Source organism: Microbulbifer sp. TB1203 (genome assembly GCF_030997045.1).
GTDB lineage: Bacteria > Pseudomonadota > Gammaproteobacteria > Pseudomonadales > Cellvibrionaceae > Microbulbifer.
This window is the reverse complement of record NZ_CP116899.1, coordinates 2,764,827-2,783,301: the sequence shown is the minus strand read 5'-3', so window position 1 is coordinate 2,783,301 and position 18,475 is coordinate 2,764,827. Positions and strand designations below refer to the sequence as shown.

General features: G+C 59.6%; 13 protein-coding genes and 1 CRISPR repeat array (1 of these 14 running past the window's edge). Of the genes, 9 read left to right on the top strand and 4 right to left on the bottom strand.

Annotation, left to right across the window (positions count from 1 at the left end; all coding sequences use genetic code 11):
- Window positions 1–102: 102 nt before the first annotated feature.
- From rsxC to PP263_RS11620, 4 genes are all read right to left on the bottom strand, one after another.
- Window positions 103–2,157, bottom strand: coding sequence for an electron transport complex subunit RsxC (rsxC, locus tag PP263_RS11635; RefSeq protein ID WP_308368607.1), 2,055 nt, complete (start codon window positions 2,155–2,157; stop codon window positions 103–105).
- 56 nt (window positions 2,158–2,213) lie between these two features.
- Entirely contained in the window at window positions 2,214–2,837 is a 624-nt protein-coding gene (gene rsxB, locus PP263_RS11630) for an electron transport complex subunit RsxB (protein WP_308363666.1), read from the bottom strand.
- Entirely contained in the window at window positions 2,837–3,412 is a 576-nt protein-coding gene (rsxA, locus tag PP263_RS11625) for an electron transport complex subunit RsxA (RefSeq protein ID WP_183462453.1), read from the bottom strand. The genes rsxB and rsxA overlap by 1 nt, the downstream gene beginning before the upstream one ends.
- Window positions 3,413–3,607: 195 nt before the next feature.
- A complete protein-coding gene (locus PP263_RS11620) occupies window positions 3,608–3,871 on the bottom strand; it encodes a TIGR02647 family protein (protein WP_308363665.1) in 264 nt (87 codons plus the stop codon).
- 467 nt (window positions 3,872–4,338) lie between these two features.
- Between PP263_RS11620 and PP263_RS11615 the strand changes: the two genes are divergently transcribed.
- The 9 genes from PP263_RS11615 to cas2e all read left to right on the top strand — a co-directional run bounded on the left by PP263_RS11615 (window position 4,339) and on the right by cas2e (window position 13,781).
- On the top strand, window positions 4,339–5,175 hold the full coding sequence (locus tag PP263_RS11615; protein WP_308363664.1) for a WYL domain-containing protein: 837 nt from the start codon (window positions 4,339–4,341) through the stop codon (window positions 5,173–5,175).
- Between the two features lie 172 nt (window positions 5,176–5,347).
- Window positions 5,348–8,047, top strand: a complete 2,700-nt coding sequence (gene cas3 / locus PP263_RS11610) for a CRISPR-associated helicase Cas3' (protein ID WP_308363663.1) — start codon at window positions 5,348–5,350, stop codon at window positions 8,045–8,047.
- Window positions 8,044–9,606: a type I-E CRISPR-associated protein Cse1/CasA gene (casA, locus tag PP263_RS11605; RefSeq protein ID WP_308363662.1), complete on the top strand. Its 1,563-nt coding sequence runs from the start codon at window positions 8,044–8,046 to the stop codon at window positions 9,604–9,606. Before cas3 ends, casA begins: the two co-directional genes overlap by 4 nt.
- Window positions 9,603–10,142 carry a type I-E CRISPR-associated protein Cse2/CasB gene (gene casB, locus PP263_RS11600; RefSeq protein WP_308363661.1) on the top strand — a complete coding sequence of 180 codons (540 nt, stop codon included), beginning with the start codon at window positions 9,603–9,605 and terminating at the stop codon, window positions 10,140–10,142. The genes casA and casB overlap by 4 nt, the downstream gene beginning before the upstream one ends.
- Window positions 10,143–10,152: 10 nt before the next feature.
- Entirely contained in the window at window positions 10,153–11,292 is a 1,140-nt protein-coding gene (gene cas7e, locus PP263_RS11595) for a type I-E CRISPR-associated protein Cas7/Cse4/CasC (protein WP_308363660.1), read from the top strand.
- 2 nt (window positions 11,293–11,294) lie between these two features.
- The gene (cas5e, locus tag PP263_RS11590; protein ID WP_308363659.1) at window positions 11,295–11,957 is read left to right on the top strand and encodes a type I-E CRISPR-associated protein Cas5/CasD; all 663 of its coding nucleotides are present in this window, start codon (window positions 11,295–11,297) and stop codon (window positions 11,955–11,957) included.
- Window positions 11,932–12,546 carry a type I-E CRISPR-associated protein Cas6/Cse3/CasE gene (cas6e, locus tag PP263_RS11585; RefSeq protein ID WP_308363657.1) on the top strand — a complete coding sequence of 205 codons (615 nt, stop codon included), beginning with the start codon at window positions 11,932–11,934 and terminating at the stop codon, window positions 12,544–12,546. Before cas5e ends, cas6e begins: the two co-directional genes overlap by 26 nt.
- A 15-nt stretch (window positions 12,547–12,561) precedes the next feature.
- Complete coding sequence (gene cas1e / locus PP263_RS11580) at window positions 12,562–13,479, top strand: type I-E CRISPR-associated endonuclease Cas1e (RefSeq protein WP_308363656.1); 918 nt, start codon at window positions 12,562–12,564, stop codon at window positions 13,477–13,479.
- A gap of 2 nt (window positions 13,480–13,481) precedes the next feature.
- Complete coding sequence (gene cas2e, locus PP263_RS11575; RefSeq protein WP_308363655.1) at window positions 13,482–13,781, top strand: type I-E CRISPR-associated endoribonuclease Cas2e; 300 nt, start codon at window positions 13,482–13,484, stop codon at window positions 13,779–13,781.
- 140 nt (window positions 13,782–13,921) lie between these two features.
- A CRISPR array of direct repeats spans window positions 13,922–18,475; the repeat unit is 29 nt; unit sequence GTGTTCCCCACATGCGTGGGGATGAACCG; it runs 2,982 nt beyond the window's last position.

Genomic DNA, 18,475 nt, shown 5'->3' with positions numbered 1-18,475 from the left:
GCTTGCAGGCGAACGCGAGCGCCCTGGCGCTCGCGAGGAGATATCCCCGGGATCGGATTCGGCCCAATTCGCCTGCAAGCAGGCTCCTACAGCGCAATCCCATTATTCCTGATCTCCAGCTTTCTTCTGCTCACGCATTTTCTCTTCCAGTTTTTTCTGCATTTTCCCCAGCGCCGTTTCAAACGCGTCCACGTTGGCATCACCCTCCGCGCGCGCCTTTTCCAGCCGCGCTTCGGCCTTTTTCACACGCGCCTTGAGGGCGTCGATATCCACCGCCAGTTTGTCCGCATCGCTCATACTGGCGCGGGCCGCGGCGGCCGCCTTGGCTTTTTCTATCGCGCTCTGCGCCTTACTCTTCTCCGCGCTTTCCGCCGGCGCGGCGCCGGCCTTTTCTTCGGCCTGGGCCAGTTTCTGTTGCGCTTCCCCCAGGCGGATTTCCGCCTCCTTCAGTTGCGCCGCCAATTGGCCGCGCTGGCTCTCTTCCGCGGCTTCGAGTTTTTTCTGCATGCGCTCCACCCGCTGCTCGGCACTGCTGAGTGCGCGCTGGGCGCGGGCCAGTTGTTGTTCCGGAGAGGCCTGTTTGGCTTTCACCCGCGCCAGCGCGGCGGCCACCACATCGGCCTCCTGCTGTGCAGATTTGGCTTCCGGGGAGCCGGCGTTTTCTTCCCGCTGCTTGCGCGCCAGTTCCGCGGCTTTGCGGCGCTCCTCGCGCTTGGCTTCCTTTTCCTTCTCGGCTTTTTCCAGGCGCAGCTTGCGGAACTCGAAGCGCTCGCGGGCGCGATCGGATTTTTCCTTTTCCGCCTCGGCGATGCGGATATCGCCCTTGGCGGCGCGGTAGTACTGCACCAGCGGAATGGTGCTGGGGCACACATAGGAACAGGCGCCGCACTCGATACAGTCGAACAGGTTGTAGGCCTGCAGTTTTTCCCGGTCGTCCACCCGCGCATACCAGTACAGCTGTTGCGGCAGCAGCGAAGCGGGGCACACTTCGGCGCAGAAACCGCAGCGGATACACGCCTGGGCCGGCGGCGCCGGCGGCAGTTCCTCGTCCGTGGGCACCAGGATGCAGTTGGTGGTTTTGATCACCGGCGTACTGTCGTCGTCGATGGTGTAGCCCATCATAGGGCCGCCGATCACGATGCGCTGCATCAGCCCGTGGTGGACGCCGTGGTGCTTGAGAATATGGCGGATGGGGGTGCCCAGGGGCACCTCGATATTGCGCTGCCGCTCCAGCGCCCGGCCCACCACCGTGGTCACCCGGCTGATCAACGGTTCGCCGAAACGGATCGCCCGGTACACCGCGCGGGCGGTGCCCACGTTCTGGCAGATAACGCCGATGTTGGCGGGCAGCCCCCGATTGGGCACCTCGCGCCCGGTGAGTATCTGGATCAGCTGCTTCTCGCCGCCGGAGGGGTATTTGGTGGGCAGGACCACGATATCGATGCGGCTGTCTTCGGCGGCCGCGCGCATCGCCATGATGGCCTCGGGCTTGTTGTCCTCGATGCCTATCAGCACCCGCTCAGGCTCGTCGAGTATATAGGCGAGGATCTTCACCCCGGCGATAATTTCCTCCGCGCGCTCGCGCATCAGCATATCGTCGGCGGTGATATAGGGCTCGCACTCCGCGCCATTGATCAGCAGCGTATCGATCTCGGCGCCGCCGTGGGGGTCCAGCTTGACCTCGGTGGGGAAGCCGGAACCGCCCATGCCGGCGATGCCGCATTCGCGGATCTTTTCCAGCAGGTCCACCGGCTCCTCACCGCGGAAATCCTCGCAGGGAATCAGCTCGCACCAGCGCTCCTCGCCGTCGGTGCGGATCACGATACTGTCCGCCGGCATACCGGAGGGGTGGGGCACCGCGCAGGGCTCGATCGCCATCACTTTGCCGGAGCTGGGGGCGTGCACCGGGCAGCTGATCAGGCCGTCCGCCTCGGCGATCTTCTGGCCCTTCATCACGTATTCGCCCAGCTGGACCAGCGGAATCGCGGTGCCGCCCACATGCTGGTTCAGCGGTACAACTAAATCCTCCGCCAGTGGAATGCTGCCGATGGGTTCGCCGGTGGACTGGTGCTTGTTTTCCGGCGGGTGAACCCCGCCGGGAAAATCGTAAAGCTTCAGCGCGCGTGCCTTCTCCCGCGCCTGGTCGCTGGCAATCAACTGCGCCTCGCGGGCGGCGCGGCGTTCGCGGGCGGACTCTGTTTCCTGCACCGGGCTCACGCTGCGTCCCTCTTGTTTCCGGACCGGGTGCCGCGCTGCGGGCGGTCGCTGGCGATCAGGTCGATCCCCTCCTCGGGTTTCTCCGGGTGCCAGTCGGCGAGGGAAGCCTCCCGCGGCACCATATCGATACAGTCCACCGGGCAGGGGTCCACGCACAGGTCGCAGCCGGTGCACTCGTCCACGATCACCGTGTGCATATATTTGGCCGCACCGGCGATGGCGTCCACCGGGCAGGCCTGGATGCACTTGGTGCAGCCGATGCACTCCGCCTCGCGGATAAACGCCACCATCTCCACTGTTTTTTCCGTGCCGTGCTCCGCGTCCAGGGGCACGGGCTCCATATCCAGCAGGTTGGCCAGTTCGTTAATGGTGGCCTGGCCGCCGGGGGGGCATTTATTGATGGCATCGCCGTGCACTATCGCCTCGGCGTAGGGCCGGCAGCCGGGATAGCCGCACTGGCCGCACTGGGTCTGCGGCAGCAACTCGTCCACCTGGTCCACCAGCGGGTCCCCCTCCACCTTGAAACGCACCGCGGCAAAGCCCAGCAATGCGCCGAAGGCCAGCGACATGCCGCCGAGCACCAGCAGAGGGATGGAGATTTCAGGGAGCCACTGCCACATCAGACCAACCCGCTAAAGCCCATAAATGCCAATGACATCAGCCCGGCGGTGACCATGCCGATGGCCGCGCCCTTGAACGGCAGCGGCACATCCGCGGCGGCCAGCCGCTCGCGCATGGAGGAAAACAGGATCAGCACCAGGGAAAAGCCCACCGCCGCGCCGAAGCCGTAGAGGGTGGACTGCACAAAGGTGTGCGCCTTGATGGTGTTCTGCAGCGCCACCCCGAGAACCGCGCAGTTGGTGGTGATCAGCGGCAGGAAGACCCCCAGCACCCGGTACATCAGCGGGCTGGTCTTCTCGATAAACATGCGCGCGAACTGCACCACCACCGCGATCACCAATATAAAGGAGATGGTGCGCAGGTATTCGATGCCGAAGGGCTCCAGCAGGTAGGTGTTCACCAGGTAGGAGCAGATGGACGCCAGCGTCAGCACAAAAGTGGTCGCCCCCGCCATGCCCACGGCCGTCTCCAGCTTGTTGGAGACCCCCATAAAAGGACACAGGCCCAGGAACTGCACCAACACATAGTTGTTGACCAGAATGGTGCTGAGCAGGATGACGACGAATTCGCTCATGGTTCTCCGGGGTAGCTGGTATCCGCAAAGCCTGGCAGGCACCTATGCTCCCCTCTCCCGCTTGCGGGGGAGGGGCTGGGGGAGGGGGCGCCGCGCAGGGCCGCTATTATGGGTGAGCGCCCGAGGGGCTTCAACACGGGGAGGGTGTCATCGCAAACCCGGACCGACCGGGCGGGGCACAAACCGCTCGCACCGCTAGCGCGGCTCCGGACCGGCGGCGCTCGGCTCGGTGGTGAGAATGGTTATGAGCGTCTGGGCGTGCTCGGCGGCGTCGTGGCCCAGACCGGTGAGATAGCCGCCGTCGGCCTGGGTGATCAGGCCCTTGTCGTGCAGCCGCCGGGTCGCCGCGATGGCACCGGACGCGGCGGTGGAGTGCACCTTGATACCTTCCTGGGTGGTGTTGAGGTTGAACAGGGTGAGGACTTCCAGCTCTTCGATCAGTTCCGGGGTCAGTTTCATGTTCGGAATCCTGCTGGGTGGCGGCGACCTATCGTTTGTACCGACACTATTCCCGGCTGTCCAGCCTTCTTGGCAGCTGGAGCTTAATGGCGAACTCGATTGCAATATCCCGGTATGAGCGAAAGCCCAGCAACAGCCCCTGCGGGCAGTTGACCTATCGGAGCCGGTGGCGGCAGCCTCAGCTCCCCTCTCCCCCCGGGGAGAGGGGTCGGGGGAGAGGGGCCCCCCAGCCCCCAGCACAGGGCCACCCTCGTAAATCCGGAATCCTATCCCCAACTCGCAAGAAAAGCGCCACGCAAAACAGCAGCTTCCCCTCCAGTCGAAGACAACATGGAAGCAGCAATCCCCTACTGCCGGTTGACCTCCCGGACCCGCTGGCGTAAAAAGGTTCAAACCGAGAAGGAAGTCACAAACAATAACAAAGCAGTTCACGCCTTCCCGGCTGTTCTGCGCGGGCACCCGCCAACATGGACGAAATCCAACAGCGCCGCTTCTGGCTGATCGAACTTATCGCCTACTGGGAAGGGCGCCTCACCACCACCCATCTGTGCGAGTTCTTCGGCATCAGCCGTCCATACGCCAGCAGCGAGATCAATCGCTACCGCGAAGCCCACCCGCACAACCTCCTCGAATACCGCCACAGCGACAAGGCGAATGTTCCGAGCCCGGACTTCCGGTGCCACTATATCGGTACCGACGTGGCCGAGTACCTCAACTGGATGGCCGGCCTCAGCGCCCGCTCGCTGCCCGCCCGCCCCTCCTGCCAACTACCCAACCTGGTGCTCCGGCACCCCGCTCGCAACGTCACCCCACAACTGATGCGTCCCCTGGTAAAAGCCATCCGCGAACAGCGCCGGGTGGAGGTGGACTACGGCTCCATCGCCAATCCGGACCGGGAGGGCCGCATCATAGCCCCCCACACCTTCGTCAACACCGGCCTGCGCTGGCACCTGCGCGCCTGGTGTGAAAAGAATCAGCAATATCGGGATTTCGTCCTCAGCCGGTTTCACGGCGAGCCGGAAGTGCTCAACAAATCCCCCCGCAGCGCCAAAGGCGACACCGCCTGGAACACCGAAATCACCCTTATCCTGCAACCGGACCTGCGCCTCTCCGCCGAACAGAAGGCCGTACTGGAACACGACTACAGCATGGAAGGCGGCCAGCTCCGCCTGCAAACCCGCGCCGCGTTGGCCAGCTATCTGCTCAAGGAAATGCAGGTAAATACCAAGATGCTGGACGGGAGACCGGAGGCGCAGCAGTTGGTGCTTGTCAACTATGAGGACGTTCGGGAGTGGCTTTTTTAGTGAAGCGAGGAAGCGGTTGGCTGCATCTGTAAATTTTGCTGACCTGTGGATTTGTGCAGTGTTGGTCGTGCTGAGTAGATATGGCATACCTGTTGGCCGGAAGCAAATGATTTACAAGGAATATTGATATGCCTATTTGGAAAGAGAAAGTCTTCGCAGGGAGTTGCAGGTAGTGAACGAGCCAGATAAATATCTTGCGCGGTTCTCAGAACTCCCAGACCCCGCTCGCAGAGTCTGGGCCAAGAGCGGCGAGGGCTACGGGCATGGGCTCTTGGCGCATCTGCTGGATGTGGCGGCGGTAGCTGAAGCTATTCTAATGCGCGAACCGGAGAGCAGCCGCCGGTGGGCGGCGCAAGCTTTGGGGCTGCCGTTGCCTAATCTAGTACGTTGGGTCGCCTTTCTTGCTGGCCTGCACGACTTTGGCAAGGCTATTCCGGGTTTTCAGGATAAATGGGAAGAGGGCCGTCAAGCCGATGAAGCTCTGGGACTGTCGTTTCCGCAGCGTTCACTCGGTGTTACGGATCATGCCTGTGCCAGTGCAGCCTTGCTTGGCGAGCATCTGAGCCGGCAAGGCGTTGAGCAGCGCTATTGGATTCTTCATGTATTGCAAGCCATCAGTGCTCATCACGGTTACAACTTTTCGCAGATCGAAATCAGAGATGCCAAGCCGCTCCGCGAGCCGGAGAAGTGGGGCGCGGCGCGGAATACGATTTTCATTGTTTTCCGGGCCGTGCTGGCCCCCCAAGGAGCACCAGAGGTGGAGTCCTTGGCACAACCCGCCGTGCAGTGGCTGGCCGGGCTTACCAGTGTGGCTGATTGGATAGGCTCCAATCCCGAATGGTTTCCCCCGGGCGAGCGCTGCGACCTGTTTGCCGACTACCACGCCAATGCCCTTCGACGCGCCGATGAGGCTCTATCAGCCATTGGCTGGACTGTGAATAAGCCCTTATTGAGCGATTTGGCCGATGCCGGCCAGTTGATCGGGCGCATTATCCAGAACCCCAAATTTGGCGCTCGCCCTCTGCAGCGTGAGGCGGATAACCTGCTTGACGGCGTACAGGGCCCCTCTCTGTTATTGGTTGAGGCTCCTATGGGTGAGGGCAAAACGGAGTTGGCCTTTCTTGCACACTTGCGATTGCAGGCTGCTAACCAGCACCGGGGTTTGTATTTGGCTCTGCCCACTCAGGCCACGGGCAATGCGCTGTTTCAAAGGGCCATCGGCTTTTTGCATGCCTTTGCCAGTGATACTGCTTTGGACATGCAACTGGTGCACGGTGGTGCAGCGTTGAATGAGCAGATACTGCATCTGCGCGGTATTCACGGTACACCTGGAGAAAGCGTCACCTCGTCTGCCTGGTTCTCCCAGCGTCGGCGCCCACTGCTTTCGCGCTACGGTGTTGGAACCGTGGATCAGGCATTGTTCGCGGCGCTTAACGTCAAGCACCATTTTGTTCGTCTGTGGGGGCTCGGCAACCGGGTGGTGGTGTTCGACGAAGTACATGCCTATGACACTTACACCTCTGGATTGATCGCAGCTTTATTGCGTTGGCTCAAGGCCATGGGCAGTTCAGTGGTGCTGATGAGTGCGACCCTGCCGGCAAAACGCCGTGCAACCTTGCTGCGCGCCTGGGAGGTGGACGCCAATGATATTCCCGAACTGTCTTACCCCCGCCTGCTTCTGGCCGATAACCGCGGCCTGCGGGGGGCAACTTGCGAGGCCAGGCCGCTGCCGCCGATCAACTTGCAGGCAGTAGGGGAGGATTTGGATAGCCTCTCGGCCTGTGCGATCGAGTGTCTACAACTTGGTGGTTGCGGTGCCCTGATCGTGAATACCGTTGATCGGGCCCAGGAGCTTTACCTCAAGCTGAAGGAACAATTGGGGAACAGCGCCAAGCTGTTGCTATTCCATGCGCGCTTTCCCGCTGGCCAGCGCGGTGAGCTGGAGCGAGAGGTACTGACCAGTTTCGGTGTCGATGGTGAACGGCCACAGCGCGCCTTGCTAATAGCCACCCAGGTGGCGGAACAGAGCCTCGATATCGACTTCGACTTTATGCTCACCGACTTGGCACCTGTGGATCTGATATTGCAGCGCGCGGGGCGGCTTCATCGCCACCGGCGCCCGCGGCCGGAAGCCCATGAGCAGGCGCGTCTGTTTGTGGCCGGGCTTTCCAGAGAACATTTGCCCGATCTCAAGACTACCGCCTGGGGATATGTCTACGATTCCTATATTCTGGGTCGCACTTGGGCATTGCTTTCCCGCGAGTCCATTTTGCACTTACCGCAGGATATTGATCGCCTGGTGCAGACGGTATACGGCGATATGGAGTTGCCGGCGGACCTGAGTGATGCTGATAGAAATTTCATCGAGATAGAAGCCCTCGGTGATTACATCGGAAAATGCCAGGCAGAGCAAATGATGGCTGTCAATGTGGCCATAGACCCGGATGCGGAGCCGCAGTTGGCCTATACACAGAAGCTCCGCGGCTACGAGCAGGGAGAGGAGGGCCTGGGCCTGCCTAACAGCACCCGCCTAGGTGATGACTCGATAACATTGGTTCCCGTTTATCAAAGCCCCGACGGTTGGAGCCTAACGCCGGGTGGCAGCACTTTCGATCCCGAAAAACACCCGCCCGATGGATTGGCCAAGGCGCTCTATGCCCGCCAGATCAGGGTGTCCCGAAAAGCACTGGTTAAGCATTTTCAGGCTGCAAGTATTCCGCAGGCCTTTTCTGAGCATCCGCTATTGCGTCACTTGATTCCCCTGCCGTTAGAGCGTGGATACTTTCGGCTTGATCGACTGTGTCTGCGAATGGATGCTGAGCTAGGGCTGGTCTATGAGAATAAAGAACTTTCATCCGAGGACGAGGTATGAATAAAAGTTTCAACCTGCTCGACGTACCCTGGCTGCCGGTGCGCTTGCAGGATGGCCAAGTATATGATCTGGGGCTGTTGGAAGTTTTCCAGCGCGCGGGCGAGATTAGTGCCTTGGCGGAAACGGCCCCGCCCAGCCTGATTGCCCAGTACCGCTTGTTGTTGGCCATTACTCACAGAGCGCTTAGCCGTAGCCAGGGCAGCTGGACAGACGCGGAGCGGACGAGTTGGTATCAAAGTGGCCTGCCGACTGAGGCAATACTCGACTACCTGGAGTACTGGCGTGAGCGCTTCTGGTTATTTCACCCACGGCAGCCCTTTATGCAGGCAGCGGTATTGGCCGAAGCAGAGGAAACCCGGGGCAAGCAAAAGCCCTGGACACAGATATCTCTGGCCAGCGCTAACGGCAATACACCAGTAGTGTTCGATCATTCCTGCGACCTAGCACCACAGCCCACATCGGCAGCCAATGCGCTGCGAACTTTACTGGGGTTTCTACAATTCACTCCCGGTGGCCTAGTCAAAACCCTGCGCTCTTCGGACAAGGCCGGAGCCCTCGCCAATACTGCGGCAGTCCTGCCTCTTGGTACATCGTTGGCGGAAACCCTTTGTATGGCCCTGCACGTGCCAACTCCCTCTGGTCACGAGGATTTGCCGTCTTGGGAGCAGGAGTTGCCAAGTGTTGCGCAGTTGCAGGCCGAGCCGAGATTGGCCAGTGGCCCCAACGACCGCTACACGCGGCGGACTCGCGCAGTACTACTGTTGCCGGATGAGCAGGGCCAGGTGCAATGGCTTCGTTTTGCTGCCGGTATTGCCTTGGCCGACGATGTGCAGGCGCCCGATCCGATGGCCAGTTATCGTGTGGGCAACCAAAACCTGGTGCGCCTGAGTTTCACTGAGGGACGCGCCTTCTGGCGCGACTTGCCTACGCTGCTGCCCGACGCCGAAGGTAAGTCCTCGCAGCCTGCACCGGTGTTACATTGGGCCGCGAGTCTACTGGCCAATCTAGCTACTAGCGAACAGTCGTTATTAGTAGCAGGCTTGGCGAGTGATCAAGCCAAGCTGCTGCGCTGGCGCTCCGAACGTTTCAACTTGCCGACTGCTTTGTTGCTTTCCTCGGAAGGCGCTGGAGAGCTGCGTGCCTATGTGCGTCAGGCTGAAGAGATCTTCAACGGTATCAGAAGTGTCGCCACCACGGCCCTTGCGGAAGGCATGCCCGAATCGGAACACAAAGATACAAGATCTCGTGCACGTAACCTGTTCGACACCGGCCCGGCGACACCGATCTACTTTTCCGCGGCCGAGCGCTCACTGGGCCGGGTGATGGCCTTGCTGGGCACGGGCAATTCCAGCGATCTGGATAAGGCCGATACGATTTGGCAGCAAACCCTCTTGGCGGCAGCCGACGCGGTGTGGAGGGCGGTACGCAATGCGCTTGGCGATTCTCCCAAGGCGCTGCGCGCCGAGGCCAGGGGGCATATGAATCTGATGAATAAGTTGAAGCCACTGAGGTCATCCCAATCCAACCACTCCGTCGCCGAGGAGGAGACTCAAGTATGAGTGACATCAAGCAGGACTTTATCGCGCATCTAGAGCGTTTGCGGGAGCGCGACCGCGGGGCGATGGCTGTACTGCGCCGCAGCCTGGGCTTTGCCCCAGGGGCTTATCCACCGGCCTACCCCTATGTGGAGCGCTTTGCTGCCGAAAGGGGGGCCCAGGATTCCTGGCGATTGGCTCTCTACGTGGTTGCGGGCCTGTACGCCAGCCATCCCCGGCAGGGGAGCAAGACACTGGCTACCAGCCTGGGAGAACTGATGCGCAAACGGGAGAGCGACAGTATTGAGCAGCGTTTTATTGCTCTGTTGGGCGCCGATGCAGAAAACCTGCCGGTATATTTGCGCCAAGTGGTCACCCTATTGTCCGCCGATGATAAGCCCTTGGGCTATGCCGCCTTGTTAAAAGATCTAGCGACCTGGCTCAACCCGAGAGTTGATGTCGAGTGGCGCGACAATATTCGCCAGCGTTGGGCCCGGGATTTCTACCGTGCTTTGGAAGCTCCCGCTGCCGACACAGAATCCACACCTGCCAATAACTGAGAGGGACATCATGAGCCTTTTTATCGAATTCCACCTGATTCAGAATTTTGCACCATCCAATCTTAACCGCGACGACACCGGCGCGCCCAAGGATGCAATATTCGGCGGCCATCGCCGCGCTCGCGTAAGTAGCCAGTGCTTCAAACGCGCTATCCGCTTGGCCTCACAGAAACACGATTTGATTGCGCCAGAGTTTCGTGGTGTGCGCACCAAAAAACTCAAGTCGTTATTGCTGGAGCGTCTGGACGGTCGCGAGCAGGCAGAAGCGGGGGGTAAGATCGAAGCTGCTCTGGCAGCCGCCGGTCTTAAACTTAAGGAGGACAAAACCGAATATCTTCTGTTTCTCGGCGAGGCTGAAATTTCCGGTTTTGCCGATTTGATCGAGCAGCATTGGGACGAGTTGACCGGTGCGCCCGTGGGCGCAGAAAAGAAAGGCAAGAAGGAGGCCAAGGCCAGCGCACCGCCCGAGGTGGTGAAAAAGGCCAAAGCGTTGCTGGATGGGGGCAAGGCAGTGGATGTCGCCCTGTTTGGCCGCATGTTGGCAGATATGCCCGGGGTCAACCAGGATGCCGCCTGTCAGGTGGCCCACGCTATCAGTACGCATCGGGTCGAGCGGGAGTTTGATTACTTTACCGCCGTTGATGACAAGGGTGGTCCTGACGAAACCGGCGCGGGCATGATTGGCCAGGTGGAATTTAACTCCGCAGCATTTTATCGCTACGCCGTGGTCGATACCGGTAAGCTGCAGAGCAACCTGCAGGGAGATGGCGAGTTGACCCTTTCGGCACTGTCGGCATTTACCCAGGCTATGGTGCGTGCTATTCCCACTGGCAAGCAGAACACCTTCGCAGCCCACAACCCGCCCAGTTTCGTCGGTGTCTGCCTGCGTCACAGCAGCCCACTCAACCTGGCTAATGCGTTTGAAAAGCCTGTTTCCGCTCGAATAGATCAATCGTTGACGAGTCAGTCAGTAGCGGAGCTCGCAGCGCACGAAGAGCAATTGGCTGCCATTTATGGCGATTCGCGAGATCAATGGGCTTACCTGGACCTGAGTAATGTTTGGCCAGAGGGCAGCGGCAATCGCGTGGCCAATCTGGAAGATCTGACAGCATGGGTTCGCATGCAGGTAGCCGACCAGTTGGAGGCTTGAATATGGCAACCCTGTTGATGCGCCTGCAGGGGCCGTTGCAATCCTGGGGGACTAGCAGCCGCTTCGACGAGCGCGACACACAATTGGAGCCTTCCAAATCCGGAGTGCTGGGATTGGTTTGCGCCGCTCTGGGACGAGATCGCAGCGAGCCGGTGGAAGATCTGGCGGGATTGCGGATGGGGGTGCGTGTCGATCGCGAAGGTGTGCCCATGCGCGACTACCAGACCGCTACAGGGGTATTGATCGCCACCGGTAAGTCTGATTTGCGACGCACCGTGGTCAGTCCACGGTTTTACCTGGCCGATGCGGCATTTCTAGTTGGCCTGGAGGGCGACGACGAAAACCTGCTGGTGCAGATTCACGCTGCGCTACGCACACCGGTCTGGCCGTTGGCATTGGGACGCAAGAGCTTTGCACCAGGTTGTCCCGTGTGGCTGCCTGATGGTTTATTGACATTGTCATTGATGGAAGCCCTGAAATCTTATCCGCGCTTAGCTCAGGCCCAGCGAGCTGACAAAGGCAAACCGTTGCGCTGCTTGCTGGAAGATCCCGCTGAGGGTGCCGTACGGCTGGATCAACCGGTGGCTCCTTTCGCTGAGCGGCGTTTTGGCCCACGTTTCGTGAAATCGGAGGCGGTGTATGCATCTGACCAGATTGACGCTTGATCCCGACAGCGCCCAGGCCCGGCGTGATCTGGGTGATGCCTATGAAATGCACCGCACGCTGGCGCGAGCATTTGCGGTTGATGCGCACAGCACGCCGCCGCGTTTTCTTTGGCGACTGGAAGTAGACAGTAACGCTTGGACAATGCCCGTGGTGTTGGTTCAGTCTGCGACTGAGGCAAATTGGTTGGTTCTGGCGGGTCAGCCTAACTACCTGAAGAAGCCGGTGGAGTGTAAGCGGTTGGCGCTGGAGCAGTTAGTTGAAGGCGGCAATTCTTATCGTTTCCGCCTGCAGGCTAATCCGACAGTCACCCGCTGTGGTAAACGTTATGGATTGGTTGGCGAAGCCGATCAATTGGCTTGGTTGCAGCGGCAGGGTGAACGGCACGGGTTCGGCCTCAGCACAGCACTGATCACAGCCAGCGATGTATTAGTTGGCCGCAAGAGCAATGCGCGGATCAGTGTGCGGCGCACCTGTTTTGAAGGTGTATTGCAGGTGCAAAATACTGAGGCCTTCAATCGTGCTTTGTTGGCTGGTATCGGTCCAGCGAAAGCCTTCGGTTGTGGGTTGTTGAGTGTGGTGCGCTGTTGATGGGCGTGAGGGACTATGGCCTTTTTACCGTTGAAACCTATAGCGATTAAGGATCGCAATTCGATGATCTTTCTTCAGTACGGCCAAGTCGACGTAATCGACGGTGCTTTTGTACTGGTGGACAAAGGGGGAATTCGAACCCACGTTCCCGTTGGCTCCGTTGCCTGTATCATGCTGGAACCGGGCACACGGGTATCCCATGCCGCAGTTAAGCTGGCCGCGCAGGTGGGGACTCTGCTTGTCTGGGTCGGCGAAGCTGGAGTGCGTATGTACGCGTCTGGCCAGCCCGGTGGCGCGCGCTCGGATCGATTGCTCTACCAGGCAAAGTTGGCTCTGGATGAAAACCTGCGCCTGAAAGTGGTGCGCAAAATGTTCGAGTTGCGCTTTGGTGAGCCCGCGCCAGAGCGCCGCAGTGTGGACCAGTTGCGCGGTATTGAAGGCGCACGGGTACGCAGGATGTATGGGGTGTTTGCCAAGCAGTATGGAGTTGAATGGCGCGGTCGCCGCTACGACCCAAAAAACTGGAAAGCTGGCGACAAGGCGAATCAGTGCATCAGCGCCGCTACCTCCTGCCTGTATGGCATCACTGAGGCCGCGATACTGGCGGCTGGCTATGCCCCGGCAGTCGGCTTTTTGCACAGCGGCAAGCCTCTGTCGTTTGTGTACGATATTGCCGATATCCTCAAGTTTGAAACGGTTGTTCCCGCCGCGTTCAAAGTGGCTGCCACCAACCCGACACAACCGGACAGGGAAGTGCGTATCGTTTGCCGGGATATGTTTCGCCAGACAAAGACGTTGAAACGGCTGATTCCGCTAATCGAGGAAGTGCTGTCGGCCGGGGGAATAGAGCCGCCTGGAACTCCAAAAGACGCCGTACCTCCGGCAATTCCCGAACCAGAATCCATTGGTGACCAGGGGCATCGGAGCGGCTGAGTATGAGTATGATCACCGTTGTAACCGAAAATGTTCCCGCCCGTTTACGTGGGCGGCTGGCTATCTGGTTACTGGAGGTTCGTGCTGGGGTTTACGTGGGAGATGTTTCCAGACGAGTAAGGGAGATGATCTGGGAGCAGATTACCGAACTCTCGGAAGATGGTAATGCGGTGATGGCCTGGGCGACGAATACGGAGTCGGGCTTTGATTTCCAGACGTATGGAACCAACAGGCGCGTTCCTATCGATTATGAGGGACTGCGTTTGGTTTCTTTCCTGCCAACAGATGCTCTCCAGACTTGATCTGCTTTACTAGTGGGCAGTCAGACTAAATCAGGAAGAGTTTCCTGAGTTCACCTCTTTTCGGTTACAAAATAGCCAGTTTGGCTGGTGGAATTTCGTAGGCTGAATTTTTCCTTTTAAATCAAACAGATATGTTTGGAGTGTTCCCCACATGCGTGGGGATGAACCGGGCCGCAAAACTACATTCTCCCGACTCACAGTGTGTTCCCCACATGCGTGGGGATGAACCGTTTCGCCCCGACGGGCGGCTTGTTTCGCGGGTGTGTTCCCCACATGCGTGGGGATGAACCGCGTGTAGGCCACCCCATCAAATTCCAATTCCCGTGTTCCCCACATGCGTGGGGATGAACCGAAATTATCTGCGGTTACGCCCGCTACTCCGTAGTGTTCCCCACATGCGTGGGGATGAACCGCTAATGGACAGAGCCCAGGTAGGCGAGGGCGAGTGTTCCCCACATGCGTGGGGATGAACCGCCACCATGCCGGCTCGCTCTCGATCTGCTGTGGTGTTCCCCACATGCGTGGGGATGAACCGGCACCACCAGTTGTATCTACAGGATACATGGTGTGTTCCCCACATGCGTGGGGATGAACCGCCCGATACGCTGGCGAATACTCCGAGGTCACGCGTGTTCCCCACATGCGTGGGGATGAACCGAGATTATCCCGGCGATGGGAACGCCCCGGTTAGTGTTCCCCACATGCGTGGGGATGAACCGTATTGACGAAATATTACCCGGAGTAGTCGCTGGTGTTCCCCACATGCGTGGGGATGAACCGACCCTCCAGAGAGATATTCCAGCTATCCCGATGTGTTCCCCACATGCGTGGGGATGAACCGGCAATTCGCCGATCCGTTCGATATCATCCTTCGTGTTCCCCACATGCGTGGGGATGAACCGTTCTTTGTCTATCCACTTCCCCCGGAAGACAAGTGTTCCCCACATGCGTGGGGATGAACCGAAATTACGTGGACCGACCCCGGAACGGCTGTGGTGTTCCCCACATGCGTGGGGATGAACCGCGATGGCGTGACATATGAGCAACAATATCAGGGTGTTCCCCACATGCGTGGGGATGAACCGGCGGTTTGGGACGGGCGGTCTATTAGGGGCGCGTGTTCCCCACATGCGTGGGGATGAACCGCACGTCCTGAAAACATCTTTCCCGCAGTTTACGTGTTCCCCACATGCGTGGGGATGAACCGAGTTGTTGATCTTGATACTGGCGAGGTGTCAAGTGTTCCCCACATGCGTGGGGATGAACCGGCTGATTGTATGGTCTTCCCCAGAGGTAAGACGTGTTCCCCACATGCGTGGGGATGAACCGTCCCCCACCCGTCTATCCATTTGAGTAACCGCGTGTTCCCCACATGCGTGGGGATGAACCGCTATCCAACTGCACCGTCGAATCATCAGGCAGGTGTTCCCCACATGCGTGGGGATGAACCGCGGCAGCCGTACCTGTCCGACTGGGCCTACAGGTGTTCCCCACATGCGTGGGGATGAACCGAAAGGGCAATAGGCCCCCCCACAAAGAAAACCGTGTTCCCCACATGCGTGGGGATGAACCGCGGAGAGTGATAGTTTTTTCATGTTTTGGCATGTGTTCCCCACATGCGTGGGGATGAACCAGAGCGGTGCTGGCCGAGCCTGCGCCAGATCACGTGTTCCCCACATGCGTGGGGATGAACCCCGGAGACTCAACGGACCCGGGGCGCTCGCGTCGTGTTCCCCACATGCGTGGGGATGAACCCATTCCGCAAGAAAAGAAGGCGCAAGCTATCGCGTGTTCCCCACATGCGTGGGGATGAACCGAGGATGCAGGCGAGGGTACTATAAATTTTGTTGTGTTCCCCACATGCGTGGGGATGAACCGCGCTGGCCAAAGAGCTGGACGTGCCGGTGATCGTGTTCCCCACATGCGTGGGGATGAACCGGGGAGCAATTAAACCCGGACGAGCCTCCGTATGTGTTCCCCACATGCGTGGGGATGAACCGGAGTTCTGTGTGGGCTTGGTAGTCGGCATCAGGTGTTCCCCACATGCGTGGGGATGAACCGAACGATGCGTTTATGGCGAGCGCGAAGGTTATGTGTTCCCCACATGCGTGGGGATGAACCGGAACCGTTGGGAATTGTTACGGGCCCGATAACGTGTTCCCCACATGCGTGGGGATGAACCGCGGCTCCAGCACACAAGGAGAGAGTAATGACCGTGTTCCCCACATGCGTGGGGATGAACCGGAGGGAGTCCGCCGGCATGTCGAGGAGGTCGCGTGTTCCCCACATGCGTGGGGATGAACCGCCCGCTGTCCGCTTATGTGGTGCGCGTAGTGAGTGTTCCCCACATGCGTGGGGATGAACCGTCTTCTAACTGAGCGAAAAACAAACGTTTTTAGTGTTCCCCACATGCGTGGGGATGAACCGTCAGGGCTGGCAGAGGGGCGGGGCCGCTCAACGTGTTCCCCACATGCGTGGGGATGAACCGGCTGGGGTGGAGCTGCCGGGGGCGCAACAGAAGTGTTCCCCACATGCGTGGGGATGAACCGCAGTTTCTGTCCAGGCTGAGCCCGACACTGATGTGTTCCCCACATGCGTGGGGATGAACCGAGCGCACTATGAAGAGTGCCGAGAAAACCCGTGTGTTCCCCACATGCGTGGGGATGAACCGGGTGTCGCCGCCGCCGGTGGGCGCCAGGTTGAGTGTTCCCCACATGCGTGGGGATGAACCGTACTCGGGGGTGCCGGTGCCCATGCGGCTGCCGTGTTCCCCACATGCGTGGGGATGAACCGCTCAACGAGGACTGCGGCCCGCACGATCGGCAGTGTTCCCCACATGCGTGGGGATGAACCGCGTTCCAAGGTGCGAGCCGTCAAACACCACAAGTGTTCCCCACATGCGTGGGGATGAACCGTAGCGGACGTTTTTCGCCCGAATCTCTTTGATGTGTTCCCCACATGCGTGGGGATGAACCGTCGAAGCGCCAGTCTTTGAGCTGGACTTCCTGGTGTTCCCCACATGCGTGGGGATGAACCGTCGAAGCGCCAGTCTTTGAGCTGGACTTCCTGGTGTTCCCCACATGCGTGGGGATGAACCGCATCACGGGCATCAGCCGTCCGCGTTACCCAAGTGTTCCCCACATGCGTGGGGATGAACCGGCAATGATCGACTGCTCGCGCTTGTCCAGGTCGTGTTCCCCACATGCGTGGGGATGAACCGACAGATTAAAATCCAACTTGGTTGAAATCTGAGTGTTCCCCACATGCGTGGGGATGAACCGCGCGAGTCTGACCACCTGAAACATTTTTCAAAGTGTTCCCCACATGCGTGGGGATGAACCGTCCAGCCATGCGAGTAATGCGCGCAAACCTAAGTGTTCCCCACATGCGTGGGGATGAACCGAATCAATAGTTCAGGAGATATTTATAACCCAGGTGTTCCCCACATGCGTGGGGATGAACCGCTTTTTCTGTGTCTTAACGGCCTTGATGGCCCGTGTTCCCCACATGCGTGGGGATGAACCGATCATCAGGCCTGCAGGCCCAGGGTTATCAATGTGTTCCCCACATGCGTGGGGATGAACCGAATGGCGGCCGCCCAGCAGCTGGGAAATCCGGGTGTTCCCCACATGCGTGGGGATGAACCGGGCGTAGCAATGGAGGTTGACGACCAGGGCGCGTGTTCCCCACATGCGTGGGGATGAACCGCTTGCGGGCGAGCTTGGGGCCGGGCATTACATGTGTTCCCCACATGCGTGGGGATGAACCGCTGGCCTCAAATTCCTGCCGGAACTGCTTGGCGTGTTCCCCACATGCGTGGGGATGAACCGAGACTATCCGCCCAGTCTCTAAGCTGGGGGTCGTGTTCCCCACATGCGTGGGGATGAACCGGCAGCGGCAACTAAAAGCAGGTAAAAAATATTGTGTTCCCCACATGCGTGGGGATGAACCGACGGCTTCAGCTGGATGCAGACTCGCGAATACGTGTTCCCCACATGCGTGGGGATGAACCGTTAGCCAAAGCCGCGGCGTTAACTTGCTGCTTGTGTTCCCCACATGCGTGGGGATGAACCGGGTTTCCATTAGCTGTTCATCCAGTTGGAGGTGTGTTCCCCACATGCGTGGGGATGAACCGGCAGCGGAGATGATACTGGCCTGGGCACCCAGGTGTTCCCCACATGCGTGGGGATGAACCAGGACGCGGGCGCGCCGAAGCGCGCGCCCTTCCGTGTTCCCCACATGCGTGGGGATGAACCGAGGGGTTAATCTGTCCAACCAGGGGAACCCCCGTGTTCCCCACATGCGTGGGGATGAACCGAGAACGCTGATCGTGCGGCAAAGAACCCGCACGTGTTCCCCACATGCGTGGGGATGAACCGGTGATGGATTGACGCGGGCCAACTTAACTACAGTGTTCCCCACATGCGTGGGGATGAACCGGCCAGCAGCTGCTCCACCGGCAATTCGCCGCAGTGTTCCCCACATGCGTGGGGATGAACCGCGAGGAGGCGTTATGGCATTGGTGAAATGCAAGTGTTCCCCACATGCGTGGGGATGAACCGATATCAGATGAAAACGGCAGGTGGGTTTTGGCGTGTTCCCCACATGCGTGGGGATGAACCGCCGACCAGTTTGCGCTACCGACAGAAAAGTCAGTGTTCCCCACATGCGTGGGGATGAACCGCTCACTCGAG